Consider the following 17,926-nt stretch of genomic DNA (forward strand, 5'->3'; position numbering starts at 1 on the left):
GCCGCGGCCTACATCAGAATAGCCACAACCCAACGGTCTATGGCGTAAAGACTCACCAGCGCCATGATACCCGCGACCACATCGTCCATCATGATGCCAAAGCCACCGGGCAGGCGTTCATCCAACCAGCCGATCGGCCAGGGCTTGGCGATATCGAACAGCCGGAAAAGCGCAAACGCCGTCAACACACCAATCGCATTGGACGGAAACAATCCCAGGGCGATCCACATACCCACGAATTCGTCCCACACGATGCCTCCGTGGTCATGGACCTTCAGGTCGTCGGCAGTTTTCCCACACAGCCAGATCCCCACCAGCAAGGCGATCACCACCACCACCCAATAGGCCACCGGCGGCAGCCACGAGAAGGTATACCACAGGGGAATAGCCGCAAGACTGCCCCAGGTTCCCGGGGCCCGGGAGGCAGCACCACTGCCAAAACCGAAGGCCAACAGGTGTACCGGGTGCTTGAGAAACCCCGGGGGTAGCAGGGCCTGCGGTACGTCCGGTTCCTGAACGGAATCCTCCCGGCTCATGACATACTCCTGAAATGATCAAACCCGTGTTGGTCGGCAGTTCCCTGCCAACCCTGAATCCTCAACCCCGGCTCGGGCTCAATCGAGCCAATCACCGAAAGCTGCTGACGAATATCCGATGGCAAGGCCTGCCAACCTGCCGGCGGAAGGGTAACGCACAGTTCGTAATCGTCGCCCGATCGCAACGCGTAATCCACCGCCTGATCGCCCGTTAGCCGCACCAGTGCCGGTGAGAGTGGAATGGCCTCGGCGCGAATACTGGCTCCCACCCCGGAGGCTTCCAGGATGTGCTCCAGATCTGCCGCCAAGCCATCGGATATATCAATGGCAGCCGATGCCACGCCAGACAGTTGCTGGCCAAGCGCCAGACGAGGTAGAGGCTGGTGGTAGCGCTGGAGCACCGCCTGCATGTCTTGCGTCGGGTCCGGCTCCGCCAGATATTCAAGAGCTGCCCCTGCATCACCAAGGCAACCGGAAACACACACCAGATCGCCGTTTTTTGCGCCGTTGCGGTGAAGCCCCTGCCCTTTCGGAACCACGCCATGAACTTGCAGCGTCACCACCAGAGGACCCCGCGTGGTATCGCCCCCCGCGAGCGCCAGTCCAAATTCTTCTGCAGCCTGAGAGAGACCACGAGAGAAGGCAGACAGCCAGGATTCATCGGCGCAAGGCAAAGTCAGGGCGAGCGTAAAGCAGACAGGTTCAGCCCCCATGGCGGCAAGATCACTGGCAGCAGCAGCGAGGGCGCGCCAGGCGAGTTTGTCGGAGGGGTAGGCTTTTGGGAAGTGGACATCCTCGACCAGAGTGTCGACGGAAAATACCAGATCCCGACCGTCCGGCACACGCTGTATGGCACAGTCGTCACCGGGGCCGAGAATCAGGCTGGATGAGGCGGACCGTCCCGCCAGCGGCTGAAAAAAGCGGCGGATCAGCTCGAACTCACCCATCGTCTAGCGCGCGCGAGTCTCTGCAGTTCGCAGTCGGCGGCTGAGCTTGTCCAGCACGCTATTGACGAACTTGTGCCCCTCGGTACCACCGAAGCGCTTGGCCATTTCAATGCCTTCATTGATGACGACCTTGTAGGGCACATCAAGCCGGTGCTTGAGCTCATAGGCGCCAAGACGCACAATGGCCAGTTCAATCGGGTCCACTTCCGCCAGCGGCCGATCAAGGAAGGGCTCAATCAGGGTATCCAGATCCCCTTGCTCCCGATGAACACCTTTCAGGAGGTCACGGAAATACAGCAGATCGACCTTGGTCATATCATTGTCGACCATGAACTCCGCTTCAATATCGGAAATCGAGCTCTTGCTGAAGTGACGCTGATACAGCCCCTGCATCGCCAGCGCACGAGCGCGGCGGCGGTCACCAGCCTTTGGCTTGCTGCCCGGCGCTGGTCCGGAGGTGTTATCGTCGGTTGTGTTCATCACTCACCCAGTTTCTTGAACAGGCTGACCATTTCCAGCGCGGTAATGGCGGCTTCCGCGCCCTTGTTACCCGCCTTGGTGCCGGAACGCTCAATGGCCTGTTCAATGGAATCAACGGTCAGGACACCGAAGGTAACAGGCACGTCGGTCTCCAGGCTCACGGCACCCAGGCCACTGGAGGCTTCGCCGGCGACATAATCAAAGTGCGGAGTTCCACCGCGGATCACGGCACCCAGGGCGATGATTGCATCGTAATCCTGAGTCTCGGCAACGCGCTTGACCGCCAACGGCATTTCGTAGGCACCTGGCACGCGAATGATGGCAATGTCGTCCTCGGAAATACCATGGCGACGCAGCGTATCAATCGCGCCTTCCACCAGACTCTCAACCACGAAACCGTTAAACCGGCCAACCACAAGCGCATAGCGACCACTGCACTGAGTGAAGTCACCTTCGATTACTTTAATATCTGCCATGCATGGCTCCTTGTCAGGCCAGGGCACACGCCCTGACCGGGTTACTTAGTCAGGGGTGTAGGGAACGTACTCCACCACTTCCAGATCGAATCCGGAAATGGCTGAAAACTTGATGGGCGGACTCAGCAGTCGCATCTTGCGAACACCCACATCGCGCAGGATCTGTGAGCCGGTCCCGACAGTGAAATAGACACCCGAGCTGCCTTTGCCAGCGGAACCCCGCTCCTCGCCGAAGAAATCGTGAATGCGGTCTTCCAGATTGTAGCTGTCCTCACCACTGTTGAGCAGAACCACAACCCCCTGGCCTTCGGCCGCCACCTTCTCCAGCGCACGGTGCAGGGGCCAGCTACGGGAGTCTTTGCGACGGGCACCGAGTAAGTCCCGAAGGGTATCGGTGATGTGCACGCGAACGTGGACAGGCTCATCTTCACGAATATCACCCATCACCATAGCCAGGTGGGTCGAGCCCTGAATGCTGTCCCGATAGGTGTGCAGCTTGAACACACCGTATTCGGTGTCCAGCTCGTTCTCTTCCACACACTCGATGGTGCGTTCATTCATGGTGCGGTAGTGAATCAGATCGGCGATGGTGCCAATCTTGAGATCGTGCTCTTCGGCAAATCGCTCGAGGTCTTCACGACGTGCCATGGAGCCGTCGTCGTTCATAATTTCACAAATCACACCTGCCGGCTCAGATCCTGCGAGCGCCGCCAGGTCGCAGGAGGCCTCGGTATGCCCCGCTCGGCTCAAGACGCCGCCCGGATCGGACATCAGCGGGAAAATGTGACCGGGCTGAACCAGATCGGAGGCCTTGGCATCGCGAGCCACGGCAGCCTGAACGGTGCGTGCGCGGTCGGCGGCAGAGATACCGGTAGTCACCCCTTCTTTTGCCTCAATGGACAGGGTGAACTTGGTGCCAAAACCGGATGCGTTCTGCTGAACCATCAGCGGCAAGCCCAGCTGCGCACAGCGGTCACGGGTCATCGGCATGCAGATCAGGCCACGACCGAAGCGGGCCATGAAATTGATGGCTTCCGGGGTACAGTGTTCCGCCGCCATGACCAGATCGCCTTCGTTCTCACGATCCTCGTCATCCATCAGGATGACCATCTTGCCCTGACGGATGTCTTCAATGATCTCTTCAATGGTATTCAGTGCCATACGGTCTTGTACCCTTGCGGTTGATAGACAGTTGAACTGCCGTTCACCGTGAATTTAAGAATTAGCTACGCACCAGAATCAGGCGCTGATCGTCGCCGACCTGGCGACGATCCCGGACGATCCAGGAAACCTTGTCGGCCATACTTTCCAGCGGCAGGTGGGCCGTTGGCCGGCCAGTACTGCCAAGAAATACCGGGGCCTGATAGAGCCAGAGCTCATCAACCAGCTGCTCCTGAATAAACGTACCCGCCAGCGTCGGACCGGCTTCCACCAGCAATTCGTTAATACCCAGGTCACCCAGAGCGTCCAGTAACTCCGACAGGTCAATGCCGTTGTCCTTCCAGGCCACCCCGTTGATACTCACACCCAGTGCTGCCAGATCTTGCGCCGGCGCCGTGGGCAACGTGGATGATGCGCAAAACAGCTGCACGTTGCCTCCGTGCAGAATCTTCGCCGTTGGTGGCGTGCGGGCATCCCGGTCAGCAATCACCCGAAGCGGCTGGCGGGAAGGCTCGGTTGCGTCGCCGATATCCCCCAACTCGGTCCGTCTTACGGTCAGCGAGGGATCGTCCGCCAGCACGGTGCCCACGCCTGTCAGAATAGCGTCGCTGATTGCCCGCAGACGCTGAACATCCTTGCGGGCTTCCGGTCCTGTAATCCACTGACTTTCACCAGATGCCATCGCCGTGCGTCCATCCAGGCTGGCCGCCATCTTCAGGCGAACATACGGCCGCCCGGTATTCATTCGTTTCATAAACCCCGGATTCAGTCGCGCTGCCTCATCCGCCAGCACCCCGACTTCCACCTGAATACCGGCTTCAATCAGCAACTCCAGCCCGCGGCCCGAGACTGCCGGATTGGGGTCCTTGGTGGCGGCAACCACTCGTGCCACACCGGCATCAATCAATGCGCGGGCGCAGGGCGGAGTCCGGCCAAAATGGCTGCATGGCTCCAGCGTGACGTAGGCCGTTGCGCCCCGGGCGGACGGACCGGCCTGGCTCAGCGCGCGGATTTCAGCGTGGGCTTCACCGGCACGCTCGTGCCAGCCTTCACCCAGGATGACATTGCCCCGGGCGATAACACACCCCACCCTCGGGTTGGGATGCGTCGAGTAGCGACCACGCCAGGCAAGCTGAATCGCCCGCGCCATCATGGCCCTGTCACGGACGTCCGTCATGCTTTCCCTTTCGCAGGATGGTTATCCGCAAGTGCCTTGGCCACATCCACCGGATGCTCACCATTGGCCTCGGCCAGGCGTTCAATCTCTTCCTTGAATTCATTGATGTCCTGGAAACTTCGATACACCGAAGCAAAGCGAACGTACGCCACCTGGTCCAGCTGGCGCAGCTCGGTCATGACCTCTTCACCCACTTGCATGGATTTGACTTCCCGTTCCCCGGTCGCCCGCAGGCGGTACTTGATCCGGTTCAACGCCGCATCAATCTGCTCGATGCTCACGGGACGCTTCTCAAGCGCCTTCATCAAACCGGAGCGAAGCTTCTCTTCATCGAAGGGCTGCCGGACGCCATCCTGCTTAACCACCCGGGGCATCACCAGTTCGGCGCTTTCAAAGGTCGTGAAACGCTCATGACAGGACAGACATTCCCTGCGGCGGCGAACCTGATCGCCCTCGGCCACAAGGCGCGAGTCGATGACTTTCGTATCTGCTTCACCACAGAAGGGACAATGCATAACTCAGAGGCTCCAGAACGGAGGCCGGGCCGTGCGCCTGAGACACACGGCCCGGCAGGTCTTGACGGAAAGTTTAGCCGTAGACCGGGAATCGGGCACACACGGCCTCAACCTGGCCACGTACCCGCTCGATGATGGACTCGTCATCCATGTTATCGAGGATGTCACAGATCCAGCCGGCCAGCTCGCGGCACTCGGCTTCACCGAAACCGCGGGTGGTGATCGCCGGGGTACCGATGCGCAGGCCCGAGGTCACGAACGGGGAACGCGGATCGTTCGGCACGGCGTTCTTGTTCACGGTGATGTGAGCACGGCCCAGAGCCGCATCGGCATCTTTACCAGTGATGTCCTGCTTGATCAGGCTCAGCAGGAACAGGTGATTCCTGGTGCCACCGGAAACCACGTCGTAACCGCGATTAACGAACACTTCAGCCATCGCGCCGGCATTCTTCACAACCTGCTGCTGGTAAGCCTTGAACTCATCGCTCATGGCTTCCTTGAAGCACACAGCCTTGGCGGCGATCACGTGCATCAGAGGGCCACCCTGGCCACCCGGGAAAACGGCGGAGTTCAGCTTCTTCTGCAGGTCAGCGTCGTCGCAGGCCAGGATCAGGCCACCGCGAGGACCACGCAGGGTCTTGTGTGTGGTGGTCGCAACCACGTGGGCGTGAGGCACCGGGTCCGGGTAAACACCAGCGGCAACCAGACCAGCCACGTGCGCCATATCAACAAACAGGTAGGCGCCTACTTTGTCTGCAATCTCACGGAAACGGGCAAAATCCAGCTCCTGTGAGTAAGCGGAGAAGCCGGCAATGATCATCTTCGGCTTGTGTTCAACCGCCAGTGCTTCCACTTCGTCGTAGTCGATCAGGCCGGTTTCCGGGTTCAGACCGTACTGGACGGCCTGGTAGATCTTGCCTGAGAAGTTCACGCTGGCACCGTGGGTCAGGTGGCCACCGTGAGCCAGGCTCATGCCCAGAACCGTGTCACCTGGCTTCAGCAGAGCCATGAACACGGCCGAGTTAGCCTGCGAGCCGGAGTGCGGCTGCACGTTGGCGTAGGCCGCACCGAACAGTTCCTTGGCACGGTCGATGGCCAGCTGCTCAGCCACATCGACGTATTCGCAGCCACCGTAGTAGCGCTTGCCGGGGTAGCCTTCGGCGTACTTGTTGGTCAGCTTGCTGCCCTGAGCTTCCATCACCCGCGGACTGGTGTAGTTCTCGGATGCAATCAGCTCGATATGAGCTTCCTGACGCTTCTCTTCCGCCTGCATGGCGTTCCAGAGTTCATCGTCAAAGCCGGCGATTTTCATATCACGATTAAACATGGATGCGCTGCCCCTGTATGTGTGGCTGGTACGGGGGCGCTGTGCCCATCCGTACACCCTGAAAAATTGGGCCGCTATTCTAGCTTAGATACCGGTAAAAAATCATCTTTTGTACCGCTATTACCGGCTCAGGACAAACCCTCACACCACGGTGCTTCGACTTTCCCTCAATTGCTATAGCGATGCGGTTTCGCTACCTTACGTGCCTAATCCCCAAGTCATATTTTGATCACCTCCGAATTCAACAGAGGACACAGCTCGTTATGGCCCAATACGTATTCAGTATGAATCGCGTCGGCAAGGTGGTACCACCCAAGCGCGAAATCCTCAAAGACATCTCCCTGAGCTTCTTCCCCGGCGCCAAAATCGGTGTTTTGGGTCTGAATGGCGCCGGTAAGTCCACCCTGCTGCGCATCATGGCGGGTGTTGATCAGGATTACATCGGTGAAGCCCGTCCCCAGCCGGGCATCAACGTTGGTTACCTGCCCCAGGAGCCGGAACTGGACGACAACAAAACCGTGAAGGAAATTGTCGACGAGGCGGTTTCCGGCGTCCACGAGGCGCTGGCCGAACTGGACAAGGTTTACGCCGCCTATGCCGAACCGGATGCCGACTTTGACGCTCTGGCCAAGAAGCAGGGCGAACTGGAGGCCTATATCCAGGCCACCGACGGCCACGACATCGAGCGCAAGATGGAAGTCGCCGCCGACGCACTGCGCCTGCCAGCCTGGGACCAGATGGTAAAAAACCTGTCCGGTGGTGAGCGTCGCCGGGTTGCCCTGTGCCGCCTGTTGCTGTCGGGCCCGGACATGCTGCTGCTGGACGAGCCCACCAACCACCTGGACGCCGAATCCGTCGCCTGGCTGGAGCGTTTCCTGCACGACTACGAAGGCACTGTCGTAGCCATTACCCACGACCGTTACTTCCTGGACAACGTCGCCGGCTGGATTCTGGAACTCGACCGGGGCCACGGCATCCCGTTCGAGGGCAACTACAGCCAGTGGCTGGAGAACAAAGAGAAGCGTCTGGAGATGGAAGCCAAGCAGGAAGCCGCCCACCAGAAAGCCATCAAGCACGAGCTTGAGTGGGTGCGCTCCAACGCCAAGGGCCGTCAGTCCAAAAGCAAGGCCCGCCTGGCCCGCTTCGAGGAAATGTCATCCCAGGAATTCCAGAAGCGTAACGAAACCAACGAGCTGTACATTCCGCCTGGCCCCCGCCTGGGCGACAAGGTCATCGAGGTGGACGGCATCAGCAAGTCCTTCGACGACCGTCTGCTGTACGAAAACGTCTCGTTCAACGTACCGCCCGGAGCCATAGTCGGCATCATCGGCGGCAACGGGGCCGGCAAGTCCACCCTGTTCCGCATGATCTCCGGCAAGGACCAGCCCGACAGTGGCTCCATCACTGTCGGCGAGACGGTCAAACTGGCCTACGTGGACCAGATGCGCGACCTCGAAGGCGACAAGACCGTCTGGGAAGAACTCAGTGACGGCCAGGACATCATCAAGGTGGGCAACTACGAGACTCCGTCCCGCGCCTATGTTGGCCGCTTCAACTTCAAGGGCTCCGACCAGCAAAAGCGGGTTGGTGATCTGTCCGGTGGGGAGCGCAACCGCCTGCACCTGGCCAAGCTGCTGAAAGAAGGCGGCAACGTTCTGCTGCTGGACGAACCGACCAACGACCTGGACGTGGAAACCCTGCGAGCGCTGGAAGAAGCCCTGCTCAACTTCCCGGGAGCCGCCCTGGTGATCTCCCACGACCGCTGGTTCCTGGACCGCGTCGCCACCCACATCCTGGCGTTCGAGGACGATGGCGAAGTGGTGTACTTCGAAGGTAACTTCAACGAATACGACGAAGACCACAAGAAGCGCAAGGGTGACTCCGCCATGGTGCCCCAGCGCATGAAGTACAAGAAGCTGGCCTGATGGCAAAGACCAAAACGTCATACGTCTGCACCGAATGCGGTGCAGACTACTCCAAGTGGCAGGGCCAGTGCAGTGCCTGCCACGAATGGAACACCATCAGTGAAGTTCGTGGCGTTGGGAGTCAGCCCAAGGGCGCTCGCGGCGCCCGCTTTGAAGGGTTTGCCGGCAGTCTGACCGAAATCCAGAGATTGGATGACGTGAGCCTGGCGGAGCAGCCACGCATCAGCACCGGTATGCAGGAGTTCGATCGGGTACTGGGCGGCGGCCTCGTCGAAGGCTCAGCTGTGCTGATGGGCGGGCATCCCGGCGCGGGTAAAAGCACTCTACTGCTTCAGGCAGTCTGCCATCTGGCGGAAAGCGTGCCGGCTCTGTATGTCACCGGGGAGGAATCCCTGCAGCAAGTCGCCATGCGCGCCAAGCGCCTGGGACTACCCACCAAAGATCTCAAGATGCTGTCCGAAACCAGCGTGGAGCGGGTAATTCAGATTGCCGAGACGGAGAACCCCCGTATTCTGGTGGTCGACAGTATTCAGGTCATGCATATGTCCGACATCGAGTCAGCCCCGGGCTCGGTATCTCAGGTGCGGGAGAGCGCCGCCTTTCTGACCCGCTTCGCCAAGCAAAGCGGCACCATTCTGTTCCTCGTGGGCCATGTTACCAAGGACGGCAGCCTTGCCGGCCCGAAAGTACTGGAACACATGATCGACTGCTCCATCCTGCTGGAAGGTTCCAGTGACAGTCGTTATCGAACCCTGCGGGGCATCAAAAACCGCTTTGGCGCAGTTAACGAGCTTGGCGTGTTCGCCATGCTGGAGCAGGGTCTGAAAGAAGTGAAAAACCCCAGCGCTATTTTTCTCAACCGGGGTGAAGAAGCCGCACCGGGCAGTGTGGTGATGGTGGTGTGGGAAGGCACCCGGCCCATGCTGGTAGAAATCCAGGCGCTCGTGGACATGGCGCAAGGGGGTTACCCCCGCCGCGTGGCCGTGGGCCTGGATCAGAACCGTTTGGCCATGTTGCTGGCCGTTCTGCATCGGCACGGCGGCATGCACGTGTCCGATCAGGACGTGTTCGTCAACGTGGTGGGCGGCGTCAAGGTGGCCGAAACCAGTGCCGATCTGGCGCTGCTGGCATCGATCGTGTCGTCCTTCCGGGATCGCGCGCTGCCACAGGATGTGGTGATTTTCGGTGAGGTGGGCCTGTCTGGCGAAATCCGACCGGTACCCAGCGGCCAGGAACGCATCTACGAAGCGGCCAAGCACGGATTCACCCGCGCCCTGGTGCCAAAAGCCAACGCTCCGAGAAAGCCCATAGAGGGCATGAAGGTAACCGCGGTTACCCGACTGAGTGACGCGCTGGCGGCACTTGAAGAGTTCTGAAAAAAGGCCCTGATGGGCCTTTTTTCGTTAGAGCATGGAAATGAAAAACGCCCCCTATTCGAGCAGGTGAGCGAATTCCCGCTCCAGCAACGCCTGATCCCCGAGGTTTAATTCCACCAACCGCTTCAGGTGGCTCGCACTCTCCAGATCAATGTACTGACACTTGAAACCCAGCCTGTGGGTTTCCACATGTCGCAGGGCCACCGCCATCACGATACCGATCTCTCGATCATTCAGATGGATTATCACTTCACAGGGGTCTTTCAGCGGCACGTCCCACGCCTCCGGCCGCCGAACCAGGACACCCTTGAGAGAGATATCCAGAACCGTCGTTTCCCACACCTCATCCTGCCAGTGCAACTCACAGGGAGCGTCGAATTCGATTCGATGGAAACGGCGTTTTTCCGCGGCTAAGGCTGACAAGGGGCGCTCCTGTTACCTGCGTGGTTTTACCCGACTATAAACCCGCCATCACTATCCTGCCAGCGACCATTCTGGTGCCTGTTTCACAAATCGAGGAATGGGGTGCAGCCTGACCACACCCCTGCAGGAACCACCAGATTACTGGTGATATTGGGGGCTCAGCTCAACCACCGCCTCGATAAAGGCACCGGCGTGTTCCGGGTCCACGTCCGGCGTAATGCCGTGACCGAGGTTGAAGATATGTCCCGTTCCGGACCCGAAGCGGCGCAGAATGTCGGCAACCTCCTGTCGGATTCGGGCCGGCGGCGCGTACAGCATGGCCGGATCCATGTTGCCCTGCAGGGCAACCCGGTCGCCGATACGGGCACGGGCATTGCCGATGTCTGTAGTCCAGTCCAGTCCAACCGCATCCGCACCGACATCCGCGATGGACTCCAGCCACTGACCACCGTTCTTGGTGAACAGAATCACCGGCACTTTCCGGCCATCGTTTTCACGCTTAAGCCCGGCCACAATCTTCTTCATGTAACGAAGCGAAAACTCCTCATAGGCCCAGCTGCTCAGTACCCCACCCCAGGTATCAAAAATCTGCACCGCCTGGGCACCCGCATCGATCTGGCCGTTCAGGTAATCAATGACCGAGTCCGCCAGATGATCCAGCAACCGGTGCATGACTTCGGGCTGGCCATACATCAATTTCTTGGCCTCACGGAAGTCCTTGGACGAACCTCCCTCGATCATATAGGTGGCCAGGGTCCAGGGACTGCCGGAGAAACCGATCAACGGAACCCGCCCACCGAGCGCGCCACGAATGGTCGACACCGCATTCATCACGTAATCAAGATCGACTGTCGCATTCAGCGTCGGTAAGGCGTCTACATCGGCTTCGGAGCGGATGGTTCTCTTGAACTTGGGGCCTTCGCCGGTTTCGAAATACAGGCCCAGACCCAGTGCATCGGGAATGGTCAGAATGTCCGAGAACAGGATCGCTGCGTCCAGTGGGTAGCGCTCCAGCGGCTGAAGCGTGACCTCACAGGCCAGCTCCGTATTCTTGCACAGGCTGAGGAAGTCGCCGGCCTTGGCCCGGGTCGCCCGGTATTCCGGCAGGTATCGTCCGGCCTGACGCATCATCCACACAGGGGTACGGTCCACAGGCTGGCGCATCAGCGCGCGCAGAAAGCGATCGTTCTTCAACTCAGTCATAGACATTCCAGCATTCCTGGTCGGTGAGTGGTTCTATCCGAATGGGGAGCAATGATACCCCGTTTGCAGCAATAAAAAAGGGCGGCTTACCACGAGTAAGCCGCCCTTTTCTGCGTTCGGACAGGAATCAGACTTCGAGGTAGTCCAGAATGCCTTCGGCCGCCTGGCGCCCTTCCCAGATGGCCGTGACCACCAGGTCGGAACCGCGAACCATATCGCCACCCGCAAAGATCTTCGGATTGCTCGTTTGGAAAGCGTACGCAGCTTCCTCCGGTGCCTCCACACGTCCGGAATCGTCGGTACGGACGTTCATCTCGTCAAACCAGTCCGCCGGGCTGGGGCGGAAACCGAAGGCGACCAGTACCGCGTCCGCAGGAATCACCTCCTCACTGCCCGGCACAACTTCAGGGCGACGACGACCATTCTCGTCCGGATCGCCCAGACGCGTGGATACCACCTTCACACCTTCCACCTGATCCTCACCAATAATGGCGATGGGCTGACGGTTGAACAGGAATTTCACACCCTCTTCCTTCGCGTTGGCTACTTCGCGACGGGAACCCGGCATGTTCTCTTCGTCCCGACGATAGGCACAGGTCACACTCTCAGCCTGCTGACGGATAGAGGTTCGGTTGCAGTCCATCGCGGTATCACCACCACCAAGAACCACCACTCGCTTGCCCTTCATATCAATGAAGTCAGCCGGGTCCTCTTCAAAACCGAGACGGCGGTTCACGTTGGAAACCAGGAATGGCAGGGCATCGTAAACGCCAGGCAGGTTCTCACCGGGGAAGCCGCCTTTCATGTAGGTGTAGGTGCCCATGCCCATAAAGACCGCATCGTACTCATCGATGATGTCCTGAAGCATGACATCCTTACCCACCTCGGTGGACAGGCGGAATTCCACGCCCATTTCTTCGAATACCTGACGACGACGGCTCATCACCGATTTTTCCAGCTTGAACTCAGGGATACCGAAAGTCAGCAGGCCACCGATTTCCGGATACCGATCAAACACCACCGGCTTAACGCCGTTGCGGACCAGAATATCGGCGCAGCCAAGGCCAGCAGGACCGGCGCCTATGACGGCGACCTTCTTGTCAGTCCACTTAACCGAAGACATGTCCGGCTTCCAGCCAAGTGCGAAAGCGGTGTCGGTGATGTACTTCTCCACCGACCCGATGGTCACCGCGCCATAGCCGTCATTCAGCGTACAGGCACCTTCACACAGACGGTCCTGTGGACACACACGACCGCACACTTCGGGCAATGAGTTGGTCTGATGGCACAACTCCACCGCCTTCATCACATTGCCCTCGGACACCAGCTTCAGCCAGTTGGGGATATAGTTGTGTACCGGGCATTTCCATTCACAGTACGGGTTGCCACACTCCAGACAGCGATGGGCCTGGGAAGAGGCGGCACCAGCCGTGAAAGGATGATAAATCTCACCAAACTCCTGTTTGCGCTTTCTGGCAGGCACTTTTTTCGGGTCTACCCGACCAACCTCAACAAACTGGAAGTCGTTACTCAGTCGTTCTTTCATCTTGCTACTCTCATCAGCTCAATTTCGACCAGGGCGGCCATCCCTAGGCCGCCCTTAAACCCTGTCTTAACGGGAGACCTTATTCCGGTCTTGCCCGGGTGCTAGCCAGCAGGCTGCGTAGGTTGGCAGCCTTGGGTTTAACCAGCCAGAAACGGCCGATGTAATCTTCGAAATTTTCAAGGATGTGCGCGGCCCACTCACTGCCCGTCTCCGAGATGTGCTCGCGGATGACGCCACGCAGGTGGTTGCGGTAGGACTCCATGTCTTCACTTGAAATCCTCTGGATCTCCACGAGTTCGTGGTTGTACTTGTCAACAAACGTGTTGTTGCGGTCCAGCACATAAGCAAAGCCGCCAGTCATACCGGCGCCGAAGTTATGGCCGGTATTGCCAAGCACAGTCACAAGCCCGCCGGTCATGTATTCACAACAGTGGTCGCCCGCGCCCTCAACGACAGCATGGGCACCGGAGTTACGCACGGCGAAACGCTCGCCCGCGGTGCCAGCGGCGAACAATTTGCCTCCGGTTGCACCGTATAGGCAGGTGTTACCGACAATGGACGTTTCCTGAGTCTTGAACTCGCTGCCACGGGGCGGCTTCACCACCAGCTTGCCGCCGGTCATGCCCTTGCCCACGTAGTCGTTCGCGTCACCTTCAAGAATCAGATTCAGACCGCCTACGTTCCACACACCAAAACTCTGGCCGGCCGTACCGGTCAGGTCCAGGGTAATCGGAGCGTCCGCCATGCCCTGATTACCATGCCGCGCGGCGATCTCACCGGAAAGACGGGCACCGATTGAGCGATCACAGTTGGTCACCTTGTAGGACCAGGCACCGCCGGAAGCGTTCTCAATAGCGGTCGCCGTGTCCTTGATCATCTGCTCGGCCAGGGCGCCCCTGTCGAACGGATGGTTGTGCTCGACCTGACAGGTGTGCGGTTTGTCCGCCGGAATATGGTCATTGGACAGCAACCGGGACAGATCCAGTTTCTTCTGGCGCTCGGTATTGCCAGGCAGGCGTTCCAGCAGGTCGACACGACCGACCAGCTCTTCCAGAGTCCGGACACCCAGCTTGGACATCCATTCACGGGTTTCTTCCGCTACGAAACGGAAGAAGTTCATGGCCATTTCAACCGTGCCCTTGAAATGCTCTTCCCGCAGATGCTCGTTCTGGGTTGCCACACCGGTTGCACAGTTGTTCAGGTGACAGATACGCAGGTACTTACAACCCAGTGCCACCATCGGTGTGGTGCCGAAGCCGAAGCTTTCCGCACCCAGAATGGCCGCCTTCACCACATCCAGACCGGTCTTGATGCCACCGTCCGTCTGCAGGCGAATCTTGCCCCGCAGGTCGTTGGCACGGAGAGCCTGATGGGTCTCGGTCAGCCCCAGCTCCCAGGGAGAACCGGCGTAACGGATCGATGTCAGCGGGCTGGCGGCAGTACCACCGTCGTAACCGGAAACGGTGATCAGGTCCGCGTAAGCCTTGGCCACGCCCGCGGCAATGGTGCCAACGCCCGGCTCAGACACCAGCTTCACCGATACCAGCGCATCCGGATTGACCTGCTTGAGGTCAAAAATCAGCTGGGCCAGATCCTCGATCGAATAAATGTCGTGGTGCGGGGGCGGCGAAATCAGGGTAACGCCTGGTACCGAGTATCGCAGGCGAGCGATCAGGTCGTTCACCTTGCCACCCGGCAACTGGCCACCCTCACCCGGCTTGGCACCCTGAGCCACTTTGATCTGCATGACATCGGCACTGCGCAGGTATTCGGCGGTCACACCGAAACGCCCCGAAGCCACCTGTTTGATCTTGGAACGCTTCTCAGTGCCATGGCGAGCCGGATCCTCACCACCCTCACCGGAGTTGGAGCGTCCACCAAGGGTGTTCATCGCCACAGCCAGCGCTTCGTGGGCTTCGGGTGACAGAGCACCAAGGGACATCGCGGCCGAGTCGAAACGCGGGAAGATCTTCTCCACCGGCTCAACATCCGACAGGTCAATTTGCGTCACGTCCTTGCGCAGGGACAACAGGTCCCGCAACGTAGCCACCGGGCGCTCGTTAACCAGCGCCGCGTATTCCTTGTAGTGACCGTAATTGCCATTAGTCACAGCCTCTTGCAGTTTGGCAACCACATCAGGATTGAAGGCGTGATATTCCTGCCCGTGCACGTACTTGAGCAAACCTCCCGGAGTGATCGGTTTGCGGGAACTCCGGGCCAGAGCCGCCAACTGCTCCTGATCCTGCTGAAAATCGAAGAAGCCAGCGCCCTGGATTCGGCTGGGCACGCCCTTGAAGCACAGATCCACCACATCATCCGCCAGACCAATGGCTTCGAACAGCTGGGCACCCCGATAGGAGGTAATGGTTGAGATACCCATCTTGGACAGGATTTTCAGCAGCCCCTTGTTGACGCCTCGACGGTAATTGTTCTTGGCCTCGATCGGGTCCATCAGCATTTCGCCGGTACGGATCAGATCGTTCAGCACCTGGTAGGCCAGGTAGGGGTACACGGCGGTCGCACCGAAGCCAAACAAAACCGCGAACTGATGGGGATCCCGGGCCCAGCCGGTTTCGACCAGCAGGTTGGAATCACAACGCAGACCACGCTCAACCAGATGGTGATGCACGGCACCGGTAGCCATCAGCGAGTTGATCGGAAGTTCGCCGTCCTTGAGCTCTCGGTCCGTCAGGACCAGAATCACCTTGCCGTCACGAACGGCCTGCTCGGCCTGTTCGCAGATGCCCCGGATAGCGCCTTCAAGGCCCAGTTCAGGACGGTAGCTCAGGTGAATGTTGGCCACTTCGAAGCCAGGCCGGCCGTTATTGACGACCTTCAGGAACTTGGCCGGAGACAGCACCGGTGTCGACAGGATGATCCGGTTCGCGTGCTCCGCGGTTTCCTGAAACACATTCTGTTCAGCGCCGAGGCAGGTTTCCAGCGACATGACGATGGATTCCCGCAGCGGATCGATCGCCGGGTTGGTTACCTGGGCAAACTTCTGCCGGAAATAATCACCGACATGGCGCACCTTGCTGGAGAGCACAGCCATGGGCGTATCGTCCCCCATGGAGCCAACCGCCTCCTGACCACTCTCGGCCAACGGACGCAGGACCTGATCCCGCTCCTCAAAAGACACATTGAACATTTTCTGGTGAACCAGAAGATCATCAGAATCCATCAGTTTGAATTCCGGAGTCTGCTGGTTCAACGTGGTTTCTACACGCAGACCGTTCTGGCGCAACCAGCTCCGGTAGGGTTGGGCTGTCTTCAGGCGCTGGTCGATGTCATCGGTGTGCAGCACCTCGCCGGTTTCGGTATCCACCACGAGCATCTGACCCGGGCCCACCCTGCCTTTGGCAACCACATCGTCCGGCTGGTAATCGTAGGTCCCGATTTCAGACGCCAGGGTGATGAAATCATCCTTGGTGATGACCCAGCGAGCCGGGCGCAGGCCGTTACGGTCGAGCATACACAACGCATAGCGACCATCGGACATAACCAACCCGGCGGGGCCATCCCAGGGCTCCATGTGCATGGAGTTGTACTCGTAGAAAGCGCGCAGCTCCGGGTCCATGCTATCAACGTTCTGCCAGGCAGGCGGAATCATCATGCGAACGGCGCGGAACAGTTCTACACCTCCGGCCAGAAGGATCTCCAGCATGTTGTCCATACTGGAAGAATCAGAACCGGTCAGGTTAACCAGCGGCTGCAGGGTCTGCAGGTCTGGCAGCTCCGGTGAGCTGAACTTGGCCGCGCGGGCGATGGCCCAGTTACGGTTGCCGTCGATGGTGTTGATTTCACCGTTATGGGCCAGGTAGCGAAACGGCTGGGCCAGTGGCCAGCGCGGCATGGTGTTGGTGGAAAAGCGCTGGTGGAACACACAGATGGCCGTCTGCAAGTCCGGGTCGCCGAGATCCTTGTAGAAGTTGGCGAGGTCCGCCGGCATCATCAGGCCTTTATAGGCCAGTGTGCGATGGGACAGACTGCAGATGTAGAACTCTGAATCGTCGGCCATGTCGCGCTCAGCGTGACGACGGCCAACAAACAGGCTGATGGCGAACTCTTTTTCCGCTTTCCCCGCCGGGACCACGAACACCTGCTCGATTCGGGGCAGGCAATCCAGGGCCATTGGCCCCAGACAGCTCACATCGACCGGCACTTCTCGCCAGCCCATGATTTCCAGCCCCTGCTCGACCAGGCGTTTTTCAACGGCAGCCCGTCCAGCCTCTGCTTTGCTCTCGTCCTGATTCAGAAACACCTGCCCTACGGCAAAGACATCGCCGGGCTCTTTGCCAAAGGCGGCCTTGGCAGCCTTCCGCAAGAAGGCGTCCGGACTCTGAATCAGCAGGCCACAACCATCGCCAGTCTTACCATCGGCAGCAATACCGCCACGATGGGTCATGCACGTCAGCGACTCGATGGCAGTTTGCAGTAACTTGTGACTGGCCTCGCCTTTCATATGGGCGATCAAGCCGAAGCCACAGTTGTCCCTGAATTCTTCGGGATGATACAAACCTGTCATCATAAGCGTACTCTCGCGTAGATATGCTTTTCAATCAGAGGGTTAGCCGCTAAAGGGCCAACTAACCACCCTCTGACACTGAAAATAAGGGGGCTGGCCATTTTACACGCGTAGAAATACGTACTCAAATGGCAGCATGCTTTATTCTGCGGAGTTCGGCGCATTTGCGCCTCTCGAACGGGGTTTAGACCCGGGAATCGGAAAGTTTTTGCCAAGCAGGTTCAAAGAGCTGCAGCACAGCGGACTCAGGGAGCATCGTTTAGCTGGTCTCTTGTGTGCAACAAGCGAATCTGATGGACGCCCGAGGCA

General features: G+C 59.1%; 14 protein-coding genes. 2 read left to right on the forward strand and 12 right to left on the reverse strand.

Annotation, left to right across the window (positions count from 1 at the left end; all coding sequences use genetic code 11):
* Positions 1 to 8: 8 nt before the first annotated feature.
* From K8I84_RS15265 to glyA, 8 genes are all read right to left on the reverse strand, one after another.
* Complete coding sequence (locus tag K8I84_RS15265; RefSeq protein WP_223795644.1) at positions 9 to 536, reverse strand: phosphatidylglycerophosphatase A; 528 nt, start codon at positions 534 to 536, stop codon at positions 9 to 11.
* Positions 533 to 1,483, reverse strand: coding sequence for a thiamine-phosphate kinase (gene thiL / locus K8I84_RS15270; RefSeq protein ID WP_223795645.1), 951 nt, complete (start codon positions 1,481 to 1,483; stop codon positions 533 to 535). The genes K8I84_RS15265 and thiL overlap by 4 nt, the downstream gene beginning before the upstream one ends.
* A 3-nt stretch (positions 1,484 to 1,486) precedes the next feature.
* A complete protein-coding gene (gene nusB, locus K8I84_RS15275; RefSeq protein WP_223795764.1) occupies positions 1,487 to 1,963 on the reverse strand; it encodes a transcription antitermination factor NusB in 477 nt (158 codons plus the stop codon).
* The gene (gene ribE, locus K8I84_RS15280; RefSeq protein WP_223795646.1) at positions 1,963 to 2,439 is read right to left on the reverse strand and encodes a 6,7-dimethyl-8-ribityllumazine synthase; all 477 of its coding nucleotides are present in this window, start codon (positions 2,437 to 2,439) and stop codon (positions 1,963 to 1,965) included. Before ribE ends, nusB begins: the two co-directional genes overlap by 1 nt.
* A gap of 45 nt (positions 2,440 to 2,484) precedes the next feature.
* The gene (gene ribBA / locus K8I84_RS15285; RefSeq protein ID WP_223795647.1) at positions 2,485 to 3,600 is read right to left on the reverse strand and encodes a bifunctional 3,4-dihydroxy-2-butanone-4-phosphate synthase/GTP cyclohydrolase II; all 1,116 of its coding nucleotides are present in this window, start codon (positions 3,598 to 3,600) and stop codon (positions 2,485 to 2,487) included.
* 61 nt (positions 3,601 to 3,661) lie between these two features.
* A complete protein-coding gene (gene ribD, locus K8I84_RS15290; protein WP_223795648.1) occupies positions 3,662 to 4,777 on the reverse strand; it encodes a bifunctional diaminohydroxyphosphoribosylaminopyrimidine deaminase/5-amino-6-(5-phosphoribosylamino)uracil reductase RibD in 1,116 nt (371 codons plus the stop codon).
* Positions 4,774 to 5,292, reverse strand: a complete 519-nt coding sequence (nrdR, locus tag K8I84_RS15295) for a transcriptional regulator NrdR (RefSeq protein ID WP_223795649.1) — start codon at positions 5,290 to 5,292, stop codon at positions 4,774 to 4,776. Before nrdR ends, ribD begins: the two co-directional genes overlap by 4 nt.
* Before the next feature lie 73 nt (positions 5,293 to 5,365).
* Positions 5,366 to 6,619 (reverse strand): serine hydroxymethyltransferase, encoded by a 1,254-nt coding sequence (gene glyA, locus K8I84_RS15300; RefSeq protein WP_223795650.1) that lies wholly within the window; start codon positions 6,617 to 6,619, stop codon positions 5,366 to 5,368.
* A gap of 263 nt (positions 6,620 to 6,882) precedes the next feature.
* Between glyA and ettA the strand changes: the two genes are divergently transcribed.
* Positions 6,883 to 8,544, forward strand: a complete 1,662-nt coding sequence (gene ettA / locus K8I84_RS15305; RefSeq protein WP_223795651.1) for an energy-dependent translational throttle protein EttA — start codon at positions 6,883 to 6,885, stop codon at positions 8,542 to 8,544.
* The gene (radA, locus tag K8I84_RS15310; protein ID WP_223795652.1) at positions 8,544 to 9,920 is read left to right on the forward strand and encodes a DNA repair protein RadA; all 1,377 of its coding nucleotides are present in this window, start codon (positions 8,544 to 8,546) and stop codon (positions 9,918 to 9,920) included. The genes ettA and radA overlap by 1 nt, the downstream gene beginning before the upstream one ends.
* A 54-nt stretch (positions 9,921 to 9,974) precedes the next feature.
* On the opposite strand, the gene K8I84_RS15315 is transcribed toward radA, so the two are convergent.
* The 4 genes from K8I84_RS15315 to gltB form a co-directional block, all read right to left on the reverse strand.
* Positions 9,975 to 10,343 carry a PilZ domain-containing protein gene (locus tag K8I84_RS15315; RefSeq protein ID WP_223795653.1) on the reverse strand — a complete coding sequence of 123 codons (369 nt, stop codon included), beginning with the start codon at positions 10,341 to 10,343 and terminating at the stop codon, positions 9,975 to 9,977.
* Positions 10,344 to 10,481: 138 nt separating this feature from the next.
* The gene (gene hemE, locus K8I84_RS15320) at positions 10,482 to 11,546 is read right to left on the reverse strand and encodes a uroporphyrinogen decarboxylase (RefSeq protein WP_223795654.1); all 1,065 of its coding nucleotides are present in this window, start codon (positions 11,544 to 11,546) and stop codon (positions 10,482 to 10,484) included.
* 127 nt (positions 11,547 to 11,673) lie between these two features.
* The gene (locus tag K8I84_RS15325; RefSeq protein WP_223795655.1) at positions 11,674 to 13,092 is read right to left on the reverse strand and encodes an FAD-dependent oxidoreductase; all 1,419 of its coding nucleotides are present in this window, start codon (positions 13,090 to 13,092) and stop codon (positions 11,674 to 11,676) included.
* A gap of 79 nt (positions 13,093 to 13,171) precedes the next feature.
* Positions 13,172 to 17,620, reverse strand: a complete 4,449-nt coding sequence (gene gltB, locus K8I84_RS15330; RefSeq protein WP_223795656.1) for a glutamate synthase large subunit — start codon at positions 17,618 to 17,620, stop codon at positions 13,172 to 13,174.
* Positions 17,621 to 17,926 lie beyond the last annotated feature (306 nt).

The sequence above is a fragment of the Marinobacter sp. F4216 genome (assembly GCF_019931195.1).
Taxonomy (GTDB): Bacteria; Pseudomonadota; Gammaproteobacteria; order Pseudomonadales; family Oleiphilaceae; genus Marinobacter; species Marinobacter suaedae.